The sequence below is a fragment of the Pseudarthrobacter sp. S9 genome (assembly GCF_050156545.1).
In the GTDB taxonomy this organism is placed as follows: domain Bacteria; phylum Actinomycetota; class Actinomycetes; order Actinomycetales; family Micrococcaceae; genus Arthrobacter.
Window position 1 is genome coordinate 53076 of the sequence record NZ_CP189578.1, and the last position, 12053, is coordinate 65128.

Annotated in this window: 15 protein-coding genes and 1 pseudogene; 8 read left to right on the plus strand and 8 right to left on the minus strand. The window is 64.6% G+C overall.

The annotated features are described in order from the left end of the window. Positions 1 to 22 precede the first annotated feature (22 nt). The 4 genes from ACQCSY_RS24405 to ACQCSY_RS24420 all read left to right on the plus strand — a co-directional run bounded on the left by ACQCSY_RS24405 (position 23) and on the right by ACQCSY_RS24420 (position 5328). Entirely contained in the window at positions 23 to 547 is a 525-nt protein-coding gene (locus ACQCSY_RS24405; protein WP_427136630.1) for a DUF262 domain-containing protein, read from the plus strand. After that, positions 459 to 3101: a DUF4268 domain-containing protein gene (locus ACQCSY_RS24410; RefSeq protein ID WP_427136631.1), complete on the plus strand. Its 2643-nt coding sequence runs from the start codon at positions 459 to 461 to the stop codon at positions 3099 to 3101. The genes ACQCSY_RS24405 and ACQCSY_RS24410 overlap by 89 nt, the downstream gene beginning before the upstream one ends. Positions 3102 to 3416: 315 nt before the next feature. Then, positions 3417 to 4631 carry a YDG/SRA domain-containing protein gene (locus tag ACQCSY_RS24415; protein ID WP_427136632.1) on the plus strand — a complete coding sequence of 405 codons (1215 nt, stop codon included), beginning with the start codon at positions 3417 to 3419 and terminating at the stop codon, positions 4629 to 4631. A 97-nt stretch (positions 4632 to 4728) separates the two neighbouring features. Further along, positions 4729 to 5328, plus strand: coding sequence for a hypothetical protein (locus tag ACQCSY_RS24420; protein WP_427136633.1), 600 nt, complete (start codon positions 4729 to 4731; stop codon positions 5326 to 5328). A gap of 53 nt (positions 5329 to 5381) precedes the next feature. Here the strand turns inward: ACQCSY_RS24420 and ACQCSY_RS24425 are convergent, their stop codons facing one another. From ACQCSY_RS24425 to ACQCSY_RS24445, 5 genes are all read right to left on the minus strand, one after another. After that, on the minus strand, positions 5382 to 5681 hold the full coding sequence (locus ACQCSY_RS24425) for a hypothetical protein (protein WP_427136694.1): 300 nt from the start codon (positions 5679 to 5681) through the stop codon (positions 5382 to 5384). Between the two features lie 87 nt (positions 5682 to 5768). Beyond that, positions 5769 to 6083, minus strand: a complete 315-nt coding sequence (locus tag ACQCSY_RS24430) for a hypothetical protein (RefSeq protein ID WP_427136634.1) — start codon at positions 6081 to 6083, stop codon at positions 5769 to 5771. Beyond that, positions 6064 to 6393, minus strand: a complete 330-nt coding sequence (locus ACQCSY_RS24435) for a hypothetical protein (protein WP_427136635.1) — start codon at positions 6391 to 6393, stop codon at positions 6064 to 6066. The genes ACQCSY_RS24430 and ACQCSY_RS24435 overlap by 20 nt, the downstream gene beginning before the upstream one ends. 106 nt (positions 6394 to 6499) lie before the next feature. Continuing rightward, positions 6500 to 6853 carry a helicase associated domain-containing protein gene (locus ACQCSY_RS24440; protein WP_427136636.1) on the minus strand — a complete coding sequence of 118 codons (354 nt, stop codon included), beginning with the start codon at positions 6851 to 6853 and terminating at the stop codon, positions 6500 to 6502. Further along, positions 6843 to 7274, minus strand: a complete 432-nt coding sequence (locus tag ACQCSY_RS24445; protein ID WP_427136637.1) for a hypothetical protein — start codon at positions 7272 to 7274, stop codon at positions 6843 to 6845. The genes ACQCSY_RS24440 and ACQCSY_RS24445 overlap by 11 nt, the downstream gene beginning before the upstream one ends. A 206-nt stretch (positions 7275 to 7480) precedes the next feature. Between ACQCSY_RS24445 and ACQCSY_RS24450 the strand changes: the two genes are divergently transcribed. Continuing rightward, entirely contained in the window at positions 7481 to 8062 is a 582-nt protein-coding gene (locus tag ACQCSY_RS24450; RefSeq protein ID WP_427136638.1) for a DNA-binding protein, read from the plus strand. 197 nt (positions 8063 to 8259) lie between these two features. Here ACQCSY_RS24450 and ACQCSY_RS24455 read toward each other — a convergent pair whose 3' ends face one another. Then, positions 8260 to 8415, minus strand: a complete 156-nt coding sequence (locus tag ACQCSY_RS24455) for a hypothetical protein (protein WP_427136639.1) — start codon at positions 8413 to 8415, stop codon at positions 8260 to 8262. Between the two features lie 102 nt (positions 8416 to 8517). Then, positions 8518 to 8673: pseudogene (locus tag ACQCSY_RS24460) on the minus strand (IS110 family transposase); the annotation flags it as partial. 181 nt (positions 8674 to 8854) lie between these two features. Here ACQCSY_RS24460 and ACQCSY_RS24465 point away from each other — a divergent pair. Then, a complete protein-coding gene (locus ACQCSY_RS24465; RefSeq protein ID WP_427136640.1) occupies positions 8855 to 9166 on the plus strand; it encodes a thioredoxin family protein in 312 nt (103 codons plus the stop codon). Positions 9167 to 9545: 379 nt separating this feature from the next. Here the strand turns inward: ACQCSY_RS24465 and ACQCSY_RS24470 are convergent, their stop codons facing one another. Next, positions 9546 to 9854 carry a hypothetical protein gene (locus ACQCSY_RS24470; protein ID WP_427136641.1) on the minus strand — a complete coding sequence of 103 codons (309 nt, stop codon included), beginning with the start codon at positions 9852 to 9854 and terminating at the stop codon, positions 9546 to 9548. 245 nt (positions 9855 to 10099) lie between these two features. Between ACQCSY_RS24470 and mobC the strand changes: the two genes are divergently transcribed. Both mobC and ACQCSY_RS24480 read left to right on the plus strand, forming a co-directional pair. After that, a complete protein-coding gene (gene mobC / locus ACQCSY_RS24475) occupies positions 10100 to 10492 on the plus strand; it encodes a plasmid mobilization relaxosome protein MobC (protein WP_427136642.1) in 393 nt (130 codons plus the stop codon). Continuing rightward, the gene (locus ACQCSY_RS24480; protein WP_427136643.1) at positions 10492 to 12051 is read left to right on the plus strand and encodes a relaxase/mobilization nuclease domain-containing protein; all 1560 of its coding nucleotides are present in this window, start codon (positions 10492 to 10494) and stop codon (positions 12049 to 12051) included. Before mobC ends, ACQCSY_RS24480 begins: the two co-directional genes overlap by 1 nt. Positions 12052 to 12053 lie beyond the last annotated feature (2 nt).

Sequence of the window (12053 nt, forward strand, 5' to 3'; positions counted from 1 at the left end):
ACCAAGACATCAGGAGGCGTCAGTGGTTCGGGCAGAAAACGGAACGCTGGCGGGTGTTCTGGAGGGCAAAAAGCAGTACCAGGTCCCGCTCTACCAACGCGTGTATTCGTGGGGCAAGAAGCAGCTCGGCCAACTGTGGTTGGACGTCGTCGAGTTGGAGCGCACTCTTGGTGACGACCCGAAAGCCTCGCACTTCATCGGCTCTTTGGTGCTGGCGAGCAGTCCTGACTTCGGCGCCATCGGCGTCAACAAGTTTCTTGTCGTCGACGGCCAGCAGCGCCTGACCACGCTGACTCTCCTCCTGGCTGCGCTCCGCGACCACCTGCATGAGACCGGGGAGACCGCGCGAGCGAACGGCATCGACGCGCAGTACCTAATTAACGTCTTTGACAGCGGCAAGCCGCTTAAAGTTATGCCGACCCAGACGGATCGGCCCGCTTACATGGCGGTGCTCAATCGTGCGCCGCAGGCTGGGGGGGGAGGACGCCATCGGCGACGCGTACCGGTTCTTCCGCTCGAAGATCGCCGCGGCCGGCGACCCGGATGATCCGCATGACCTGGAGCTGCTCGAAGCCGCCGTCGTCCGCGGTCTCGCCCTCGTCGTCGTCACGGCGGAGCCATCCGACAACGCACACCGCATTTTTGAGTCGCTGAACAACACTGGCCTCCGGCTGACGCAAAGTGACCTGCTCAAGAACTATTTGTTCATGCGGCTCGGTGATCGCGCAGAGATGGTCCATGAGAACATTTGGCTTCCGCTGGAGAGGAAGCTCGACTCCGAGAATCTCGAGCTGTTGTTCTGGCTCGACCTCGCTCAGCGCGACGAACGGGCGAAGCAGTCGGACACCTACGTTGGGCAGCAACATCGGCTCGAGAGACTAAAGACCATCGACGAGGTCGAGGCTGAGGTGATCCGTATCGCCAAGCTGGGTGACGTGCTCGCGACGATTCTCAAGCCTGCGGGGGAGAAGCACGCCGAGATTAGCCGTCGCCTCACTAGGATCAGAGCTTGGGGATCGACGACCGCATATCCGGTGGTGATGCAGATCCTCGCCCGACGTGCTGCCGGCACCGCGGCCGACGATGAAGTTGTGCGCGCGCTGACGTACCTGGAGTCGTACTTCGTGCGGCGCATCGTGATCGGGCGCGCCACCGCAAATCTGAACCGGACGCTGCTTCAGGCTGTAGGTGCGATCAGCGATGCGGACCGCATCGACGTGGCGCTGCGTGAGTACCTGTCCCGCGGCCGCAAGCATTTTGCGACCGACCTCCAGGTTCGCGAGGCTGCCAAGACGATCGCGTTCTACTGGCAGGGCCGCGGACCGCAAAAAAAGCTCATCCTGCAGTGGCTCGAAGAGGCGTACCGCCCGAAGGAGATCGTCGACCTGGACCCCAGGCATCTGACGATTGAGCATGTGTTGCCGCAGACGATGACTGATTCCGTGCGCAAGACGTTCGCGGTGGGTTTCGGCGCCGATGCGGACGTTGACTACGAACACGAGCGGGTCGTGCATACGCTCGGCAACCTCACTCTGAGCGGGTACAACAGCGAGCTCAGCAACAAGCCGTTCGAAGAGAAGCGCGAAATGCTGGCCAAGAGCGGGGTATCGATGAACCAGGCAATCGCCGCGCACGCCACATGGGGCGTCGACGAGATCAATACCCGTAGCGCTGAATTGGCTGAGAAGATCATTGAGCTGTGGCCGGGCCCGGACGAGAGCATTATCGCAGTCGGCGACGAACCGTCAGCGCTGCGCAGCCAAATTGCCGCGATCGTCGCCGAGATCCCTGCAGGGCGCTGGACATCGTACGGCGACGTCGCGATCGTGGCCGGCACCTGGGCCCAGCCTCTGGCTGGGATGATCGCGAACTACTCAATGGCCAACGCTTGGAGAGTCCTGCAGAGCGGCGGGACGATCTCGCCTGGTTTCCGCTGGACCGAACCCGGCCGCAACGATGACCCACGCGCGGCGCTTGAGGAAGAGGGGCTCCGGTTCGATGCACAAGGCCACGCGGATCCCGAGCAGTTCATCGGCGCTGAAGAACTCGCGGAAGCGGCCGGCCTCGACGTCGACGAGGACGCGATCGCCGCACGCCGCAAGAAGATCAAGCCTCAAGCCCGGGCCGTGATCGGGATATCGGTGAGGGACGCCCAGTTTGCATTCTTCGAGCGGGTACGGGACCACGGCCTTGCAAACGCGACCAACATCGATACGTGGCGCAATCCCTACCCGCAGAATTGGTACGAAGTCCGCATCGGAGACCCCCGTGGGCAGATTCTGCTGCAGGTCAACTCGCAGACAAAACTCGTTGCCACGCAATTCTGGATCGGCGACGACAAGGACCTCTACGCGAAGTTGCTGGCCCGGCGCGATGCCATCGAAGCCGACCTCGGTTTCGTCCTCGAGTGGGACGACAGGCCCGACCGCAAGGCATCCAAGCTCACCATCAGCCGTCCCGGCGACTTCCAGGACGAGACTCAGTCGCAAGAACTGGTCGAGTGGCTCGTGGCTATGGGGGATACGTTCGTGCGCGTCTTGTCGAAGTACCTGGGGACTGCTGAAGGTTCACTCGAGATACTGATGCCGCAGGTCTACGGGCAGGAACTGGCCGAAGCCAAGTCTGCGCCGGTTAGACCGGACCTAACTGTGTGGGATGAAGAAACTATCCACTCCTGGATGCAAGAGCACGACCCGGATAATGTCGACCGACTCGACCTTTTCTTGGCGGCAGCACGTTCGGCAGGATTGACGTTCGCCGGATCCAGGACGATCGACCCCGCGGGGAGCCTGCCGATCTTTGACCACGGAAACACGCGCCTGGGAATCGTGTCCCTCTTCTACTTCAGCGGCCAGGGAACATCGGTGGAGTTCAACTTAGGGCGAATGTCGAAGATGTCTGAGGAACAATTGCCTGACGCCGCGGTGCTGGATTCGTTTCTCCGTCAGCTGGCCGGTACCCCGGGACTCCAGGATGTCGCGGCGAACCTCCGTTCCAGCCGGTTTGCCAGCCGAAAGCCGAATGTACCGCTGTCGGTTCTCTCGATGGATTCCATCGGGAAGGCCGTCGACGCCCTGGCCACCCTTGCCGGCACACAATAACGGGCCCCGACGCCCTGAACCCGGTTGCGAGGAAGCTCCCCGGGTCACCGGGTCCGACGACGGTGCCCCGACGAGGGGACTCATGGTGGCCCTCTTCGCGAGGGTACTGGCTGGGGCTCGACGGATGCGACTGTGCCCCGCGGTGCCGTAACGCTTCTGCCTAGTGGATATCGCTAGGGACAGCTGAGGCTTTGATTCGACACCGCGCTACTTCACTACAACCTGCCACTCCGAACACTGCTAACTGTTCAAAACCAAACTGGCAGGGCGTCTAGGCTGGGATGAGCCAGTCATTTCAAGGTCCGGGAGTTATTCGTGGGGGCATTGTCGGAAATTACCCAGTCATCGGCTGTTGCCAAGGCTGTCGAGGAGTTCCGGGCGCTGGGGCGCGACGCATTCCTTGAACGGCACGGGCAGCATCGGTCTTCCAGGTACTTCGCTGACATCGACGGCCTGCACATCGATTCGAAGCCCCTGCTGTCGGTCGCATACAGATATCAGTATCCGGATCGGGGGCCGCTGGCGGTGCGTGACTTTTCCGGTGGCGAAGAGACCAGACGGGCGTTGCGCCGTTTCGGCTACGAGCTCGTCGAAGTGCCGGCCCCGGCAGCCGCCTCGGGCATCCAGTACGGGGAGGTTCAGGAGTGTCCGGCCGGGACCCTCTTCAAGGACCGCAGGGAAGCCTACGACGCAGGCGTCCACCGGACCACCCAGGCAGGCATCGCCGGGCAGGCGGAAGGGACCCAGTCCATCTGCCTGTCCGATGGTTACTCCGACGATAAGGTCCAAGGCGACCTGATCACCTACACCGGTTTTGGCGGCAGGGACGCGAACACGGGCCGGCACATCGCCGATCAGAAACTTGAGAAGGGAAACCTCGGGCTCGTCGAGAACTACAAGCTCGGCCGGCCGGTCCGGGTCCTCGTCAAGGAGTCCGTACTCACCGGCAATAGATCCGACACGGCCTACCTTTATCTGGGGCTTTTCACCGTTGCCGGCTGGAGCTGGGGCGAACGGGACGACTACAGAGTCCTGATCTACCAGCTGCGGGCCGTGGCCGGCGACAGTCTTGTCCCGGGAGACGTCACAGATGCCCTGGTCCGGGGGGAAGATCTTCCGACGCAACGCCGAAGCTCAAACGTCAACCGAATTGTGCGGAACTTTGATGTGGCAGCTTCCGTCAAACGGCTCTACGACAACACCTGCCAGATCTGCGGGATTCGCCTGCTGACGGCTGCAGGACCATACTCCGAAGGCGCCCACATCCGTCCCCTGGGTGTCCCGCATAAAGGGCCTGACACCCTGGAGAACATCCTGTGCCTGTGTCCGAACTGCCACGCACTCTTTGACGGCCACGCATTGACAGTGCAGCCCGACCGCACCGTCCTGAAGCTGGGCGAACCTATCGGCAAACTGACGATCGCGGCAGAACATCGCCTGAACTTCGAGCACCTGGCTTATCAGCTTGAAATATCCCGAGCGAAGTCGAATCACGCCAACACGCCGACGACAGCTCGGTGTGAAAGGTGATCCTTGGCGGGGACACGCTGCCCACAGAACTCTGCGCGACTGAAGCACGTCTCGTGGACGTGCGGCCACTCAACTGTTCAGATGCAATAATTTGCCCGTGACATCGCTGCTGGAGACCATGGCCCCCTATGAGATGACCGGGTCGTGGGCGGTCTGGCCGCCGTCCGAATCGTACGACCGGACGAGCGACATCTCATTCCCTGTCGGAGATCTTGACGGGGTACTTCACGCCCGCTCGATCATTCTTGGGCTGAACCCCGGAGAGTCCTCTGTCGAGCGCACGCCGTGGCAGAACTTTCATACCGCCCCGCGGCACAACGACCACTTCCTCGCTGAGGCGTTCCGCGACACCCCGCACTGGGGCGCCTACATGACAGACCTTCTCACCGAGGTCAACTCAAAGTCGAACACGCTCGATCTGAGCGATAAGACCATTCACCGCGACGTCGTGGTGCTGGTGGAGCAGTTCCAGGCCCTGGGATCCGCGGATCCGCTTGTCATCGTGATCGGCAAGAAGACCGCGAAGGCCTTTAAGGAGCATGAGCCCGTCCTCGCGGCCGCGCTGGGCCTGGCCAGCGTTCGATGGGTTGCGGTGCCTCACTACTCGGCAGCGAACGGTGCGCTCCACGGGAACAGCCCCGATAAGTACCGGCGGCTTGTCCTTGAAGCGCTGCAGGATACCGACTGCCTCCTGTAGATGAGCGCCATGGGCCTTCGCTACTCACATGGCCGACATGGTCAAGAGCCAGTTCAGCGCGAGCGGTACGACTCCAGCGCGCGCAGCAGAGGGGCGGGGTCGTCTTTGAGGTGGTCGACGGGGCGGGCTTCGGCCAGGTCCCTGGATGGGGTGACCATCCAGAGGGTGAAGTAGTTGTGTGGGATCTGCAGTTCCAGCGCACGCTGAAAGAGTCTCATGACGGTCGGGTGGAGTTGTCCGCCGGGGAGGAACTGGAATCCCGGGCAGAAGGTGCCGTCGTCGATGAAGACGCGGACGAGCTGCTGCATGACAGATTCGGGGTCTTCCATGAGCTCGGAGAGCCGGCGGCGCACCTGCTCCAAGGCCGGAAGCGTAAATTCCCTCCGGATCCCTTCCCAGGTCTGATCGCTGATCGGTTGGCTGTTTGGTGTCACTGTTGCCTAGTCGCCGTCGCTGATATCGTCCAGAAGCCACTGGGTAGCGAGCGGTTTTCGGCGCAGCGTGAAAGTCCGAAGGGCTGAGTTCGACCCGAGGCGGACCTGGATGCGCCAGTATTCGATGCTCACCAGGTCGCCGCTGCCGACGGCCGCGGAGCGCCGGGTGTCCCACCAGGCGTCTCGGGTGAACCAGCGCACCGGGTGTGCGGCCACGGCCCAGATGCGGCCCTCGTGCCGGACGGCCAGGGGAGTGCCGGCCGGTGTGAACCGGACGTCCACGGCAACGTCCAGGGTTGTTTCATTCGCTACTGCTGTCACGGGTTACGCGCTCTCCCAAGTTTCTGGTCATCATTTCTTCCCGGCGGGTGACCGCCGAACTCCACACCCAGGTCCGGTAGGTCACCGGACCGTCTTTCCATGTCACTTCGACGGCTTTGGCCGTCCAGGCGTAGACCTCGCCGTCGACCAGCTCGGCGCAGTTCGGAAACCGGATCCACGCCTTCACCGGGATCCCGGGGAAGCCGTTCTTGGCGGGGAAGTGCCCGAAGTCGAGCTCTTCCACCGTCAGCCCGATCGGGCCGGCCCGCCGCGCATACTGCGCCTGCCCGCCCGCCTGCTCCGGTCCCATACCACCACTTTCGAATATATATTCGAATCGACACGCCAAAGAAAAGCGGGACCATGCGGTATTGCGCCTGACGCCTGATCCACGCAGATCTAAGTATGGAGGGCGGCTACGACAATCCGCGATCCCCGCTCCTGGCTGACCTCCGATGGGACGGGTTGCACGCCAGTGGGGACAGCTTTGAGCTGTGCGGAGGGCTCCACCTGCCCCCAATGGGCACAACCCGAATTCGGTCACCGGCGGGGTGGGCGGCCCGGGTGCGCCCGGTCTGCCAGCCGGGAACCGCTGCGTCCAGAAGCTTGATCCTGGCCATGCCGAGGTCGCCGCGGCGGTGCTTGTACCGCTGGGTGTGGATCCACACCCCGAGGGTGTGTTCCTCATCCGAGGCGTAGTCGTGGTGGCGGGGCCAGTCGTTGCCTTCGTGCCGGAATTCCACGAGCTGGGCGAGGCGCTCATGCGACACGGGCTTCATCCGCTGCTGACCTGTGGTTCCCGGCCCACCCGGGAACCCGAGCAAGGCCGTCACGGTAGGCCGGGTCCAGGGTGCCTTCGGCTGCTTCGCGCCGGCGCGACGAGAGCCACCGGGCCGTCGACCGTTCGCCCTTGTGCTCGGAGTGGTCGCGGGGGAGCCGGCCCTCGGCCGTGATCCAGGCGGTGATCTCTTCCACGCGGGAAAGGTCCGTGGGGGAGCGGCCGGGCTTGGCGGCGGCGGCGGCGTAGTGGGCGGCGTCGAGTCCCGGCTCCTGGCGGCGGGCGATGACCAGGTGATACCCGACGGTGGCCGGCTCGGCACGCACCAGGGCGGCGATGCGTCTCCGGTTCAGCCCGAGCCGGTACATCAACACCCATTCCGCGTCCGGAGCGCGCCGTAACCGCCTGTCCATGATGGACCCCATCCTGCCACGACCGCCTCACAAGGCGGGGCGACAAGGTGCGGCCAGCGAGGCGCGCTCCCGTGCCCCGCCGTCGGCCCCCGAGCTCCCTGTGGCGGAAAGGGCCGACGGGGCAGGCGAATTCGGCGGCGGTATTGCCAACGCGTAGTAGGAGTAGTAGTTTCATTACTACTCCTACTACTTTTGAGGTTGTCGCCGTGGCGTTGAGTGTGAAAGACCGTGTGTTTGCTGCTGCGGAGCAGATCAGTGCCGAGCGCCGGCCTACTGTCTCGACGGTGCGGGCAGCGGCGGGTGTGAGCAACGCCGATGCCACCCGTTACCTGAAGGAGTGGGTCGAGGAGAAGCAGGCCGCGGGAGGCCAGGTCGCCGCGACGCCGGCAACGGTGCTGGAACAGGCGGCGCGTCTGGCCGGGGCCTGCTGGGCCGAAGCGTCCGCCCTGGCGAATGAGCGGCACGCCGCCGCGGAAGCGGTCTGGGCGCAGGAGAAGAAGGATCAGGCGCTGGAGATCTCCGAACTCGTCGCTGACCTGGACAAAGTAAGCGCCGAGAAAGACGCCACCGTCACCGAACTCACCGCCCGGATCACCGCCCTCGATGCCCAGGCCGCGGCGATGGAGGCGCAACTGGAGCAGGCACGCACGGCCGAACAGCAGGCCAGCAACACCGCAGCCGACGCAGCGGCCAGGCTGGCCGCTGCCGAGGCCCGGGCAGAGACCCTGCAAAAGGCCCACGACGCTCTCCTGCAGCGCATCGTGCCGGAAACCCCGGACAAGGGATGACCGGGGCCAAACGAACCAGTAGCGGAACCCCCGGGCGTTGAGCTGCGCCGAGGGACCCTACCTGACCTCCCGGACCGTTCGAGGCCCCTCATCACCACCTACCGCGCCGTCTCCAAGACCCGGCGCAGCCAAAACACCTAAGCCGGTCCGGCTGGGCCTGCCCACCAGGTAGGGCCGGGCACGTGCCGGCCCCTTTCTCATGTCCGCGCTTGTTCGGAAAACTTGCGCCACAACACGAAAGCCGCCAGGCCATTCAGGACCGTGATGAAGACATCGCCCGCCGCCGGCCGGCCGATGGCGCGATCGAGGACCACCAGCACCAGCGATCCTGCTGCAGCGACCGTGAACACCACGGCCAGGAACCTCAGGACCCGCGGAGACTCCAACCCGGCACCGTGCGGCGCACGGTGTGGGCGGCCGGAACGCGGTGGTCGATCACTCACAGCCTCACCCTAAGAGGCGACGTGGCCGGCGCTGGCGAAGTTCTTGCCCACGACGTCGGTGAGGATCCGTGCGGCTGTCCTGACGCCCACCGCCGGCATGGAGGTCAGGACGGGGTGAAGAGGGTGTGCCTCCACGAGGGCCTCGACCCGGGTCAGGACTTTCGTCCTGGCAAACGCCCGATGATCTAACAGCATCCAATGGCCGGGACGGATCACCTTCAACGATCCGGGCCGGCCATTGGGGCGCGGCGGCCTCCCCCGGCTGGCGCTCCTCCGGCCGTCGATGACGCGCGAAAGGGTGGGACGAGACCGCGTACCGCGGCGGAGGCCGGGCGTGGAGAATAAGTTCATGAGAATTGAACTGCTGCATATCGATGATTGCCCTAACTCGGCTCAAGCACGGGAGCGTCTGGAAGCAGCCCTGCTCGCCTTGGGACACAACGACATGGAAGTACATATGCGGCTTCTGAGGTCCCCGGCCGACACAAAAGACACCGGATTCGCCGGATCCCCGACGATCACCGTCAACGGGGCTGACATCTTCCCCACCGGGGCACCCGCGGGTGATCTGGCATGCCGGATCTACATGACTCCCGGCGGTCTTTCGGGCCTGCCCACCGTTGATCAATTAACGGAAGCACTGAAGAACAATGGACTCTGACGGCGAGCACACCTGCTCCTGTTGCGGCAGAACGGTGCAGCGCCGCAAGTTTGCATGCCCTCGGAGCCGGGCCCGCGTATATCTGCCGGCGGTGCGGGCTGTGGGTTGCCCTCAGAATCCGATCGGACAAACCTGAACCGGGGTGACCCCGTCGGCCACGGAACGCGCGTCGAATCGGGTATGACCGACAGGGCTCGCCATAGGGACATCTCCACCGGCCGCCGATCACACGGGCCGGGCCGGGCCCGCCACATCCAGAAGACCGTAGTCATCACCGCGTTCAACCCGGCGATGAACACATCGCCGCCGGCCGGCCTGCCGACAGCCAGGTCAACGCCGACCAGCACCAGTGCCGTGCCCAGGTGGGCGAGGGGCAGCGCTACTGATCCGTGTGGCTTTTGTCCTCCGCAGCCGCTGCTGCATTCTCACCAGTGGGACGGGTGGATGTCTTGCGGCGGCGTGCCGCGGCCCCTGATTCGAGACCGAGCTTCTTGAGCTCGTCGGGGCTCCATCCGTCTTTGGTGGCGCGGACGTAGGCGCGCTTGTCTTCGCGTTCGGCGTCGGTCAGCTGTTCCTTCAGGTCCGTGATCCGCTGGCGGGTTTTGACCAGCGCGGTGACGGATTCGATGCGCGAGTCGAGGAGTGCCCGGGCCTGGTTGCGTGTCTGTTCAATGTCGATGGTTTCCATGCACCCAGCCTAGCCCGCCCGCATGACGTTCCCACGGTAGCCCGGAGCGCAGCGACGGAGACGGCCCGACGGGACCACAGGCACAAGGGGGAAAACGGCGAAAACCCAACCCGACGGAGCAAGCTATACACTTATGTGCCATAAGTGAGCTTGAACCTCGACTTCGTATCGCGGATGCGTCACACTGGAGGTGTGATCCCGGACATTCCGGGGCGCTGCGCTGGGCATGGAAAGGCGGTACGGCAATGGCTGAGGAACAGGGTTCCAGCCCTCGTTTGAACCGTCGTCGCCGTGCCAACATCGACGGTCAGACCCAGTTCGTGCGCGTGTCCATGTCGGAGCCGGAGCGGACCCGCCTTTACGTTCTGGAAGAACGGACGGGACGCAGCCCCTCAGAGATCCTGGTCAGCGCCGCCCTTTACTCGCAGTCCTCCGACTCGCTGGCCGAGCGCCGCGCCCTGGCTACCGAGTTCATGGCCGCCCGCCGCTTACTGGCCGCACTGTCCAACAACGTGAACCAGTTGGCCAGGCACGCCAACGCCACCGACGAGCTCCCGGAGGAAGCCCGCGTTGCCCTAGGGCGTGTGCGTGCCGTTGCCGAACGCATCAACGGCATCGTTGACGGGCTGGCGGGCTGATGATCCCGAACATCACCAAGGGCGACCGCATGGCCGGGCTGCTGGTGTACCTGGCAGGCCCGGGCCGCGCCAACGAGCACACAGACCCGCACCTGGTGGCCGGCTCCGCGCCGATCATGGCATGGCACAACGACGACGGGCTGGGCCGCGACTCGGCGCTGTCGATTGCGCACGAGTTGGACCAGGCTAAGAACGTTCTCGGCGTCGAGGTCAGAGGCGGCCACGTCTGGCATTGCTCACTGAGCCTGCGCGCAGAGGAAGGCGACCTTACCGACCAGAAGTGGACAGAGATTGCCAACGACTTCATGGGCGACATGGGATTCACCGATGCCAGCGGCAAGGCACCCGTTTCGTGGGTTGCAATGCGCCACGGCCACAGCAAGGCCGGCAACGACCACATTCACATTGCTGCATCCATGGTGCGCGAGGACGGCACCAAGTGGAGCAGCCACCTTGACTTCAAGAGAGCGCAGGACACGGCGCGTTCCTTGGAGAAGAAGTACGGACTGGAAGAGCTATCGCCGGTCTACGCGATGCGCGGATTGCGCCCCGGCGAACGCGAGGCGGCCGAGCGCCGAGGCGCACCGGAACCGGAGCGCCGTTCACTGGCCCGCAAGGTGCGCGCCTGCGCCACTTCGGCACAGGATGAGGCGGAGTTCGTACGCCGCTTCCGCCGCACTGGTGCCATGATCAAACCCCGCTACGCCGCTGGCCGTGACGACGTAGTTGCGGGCTACTCCGTGGCCGAACGCCCACCCAAGGGCGCGCGTCCCGTCTGGTACGGCGGCGGCCACCTGGCCAAAGACTTGACGCTGCCACGGCTGCGCAGCGAATGGAACGACAGCCCGCAGCTGGCCGCCGAGGCCGTAGCCGAATGGGGAGCCGCCGCACGCTGCCGCCGGCCCGTCAACGTCGGCAAGGAAACGAACGAACCAGACCCGCAAATGTGGGAGCGGTACAGCGAGGAGATTGGACAGCTGCGCGAGACGCTGCGCAACGTGCCGCTGGACGACCACGACACCTGGGCACACGTCGCCCGTGAAACGTCAGGTGCTTTCGCAGCCTGGTCAACGGCCACCGAATCCACTCCCGGGCCACTGGCCGCTGCCGCCGACGAACTGTCCAAGACGGCCCAGCTGCGCCGCTACCCGGTGCGTCCCATCAAGAGCGTTGGACCTTCCGCGCGCGGAGCCTCCATGGTGCTCATGGCGGCGACCATGGGCGGCACCGGAACGGCGGCCCAGGCAATCATGCTGCGCCAGCTGCTGAACGTTTCCAAGGCCGTCCACGACATGCACAAGGCATCCAACGACCTGCGCCGTGCACGCCAGATCAGTGATCTGGTGCGCAACCAGCTCAGCCAGGTTGCTGCCGCACTTCCGAGTGTTCCCGGGCCAGTGCCGGCAGTGGACAGTGAAGCGGCGGACGCTGTGCGGATGAGCGCCGCCGGGCAAGCCCCAGCCCGTGCCGCCGGCTCAGTACTGCCGCCCAAGTACGAGCAGGCACGCACCCACGCAACCACCCGTGGCGGGACCATCCGCCCGGACATTGAGAGATAGCA

Coding starts and splice junctions, on each gene's coding strand:
- ACQCSY_RS24435 (WP_427136635.1), bottom strand. CDS start 6,393: ATGGGACCGGAGCAGGCGGGCGGGCAGGCGCAGTATGCGCGGCGGGCC.
- ACQCSY_RS24445 (WP_427136637.1), bottom strand. CDS start 7,274: ATGGACAGGCGGTTACGGCGCGCTCCGGACGCGGAATGGGTGTTGATG.
- ACQCSY_RS24465 (WP_427136640.1), top strand. CDS start 8,855: ATGAGAATTGAACTGCTGCATATCGATGATTGCCCTAACTCGGCTCAA.
- ACQCSY_RS24470 (WP_427136641.1), bottom strand. CDS start 9,854: ATGGAAACCATCGACATTGAACAGACACGCAACCAGGCCCGGGCACTC.
- mobC (WP_427136642.1), top strand. CDS start 10,100: ATGGCTGAGGAACAGGGTTCCAGCCCTCGTTTGAACCGTCGTCGCCGT.
- ACQCSY_RS24480 (WP_427136643.1), top strand. CDS start 10,492: ATGATCCCGAACATCACCAAGGGCGACCGCATGGCCGGGCTGCTGGTG.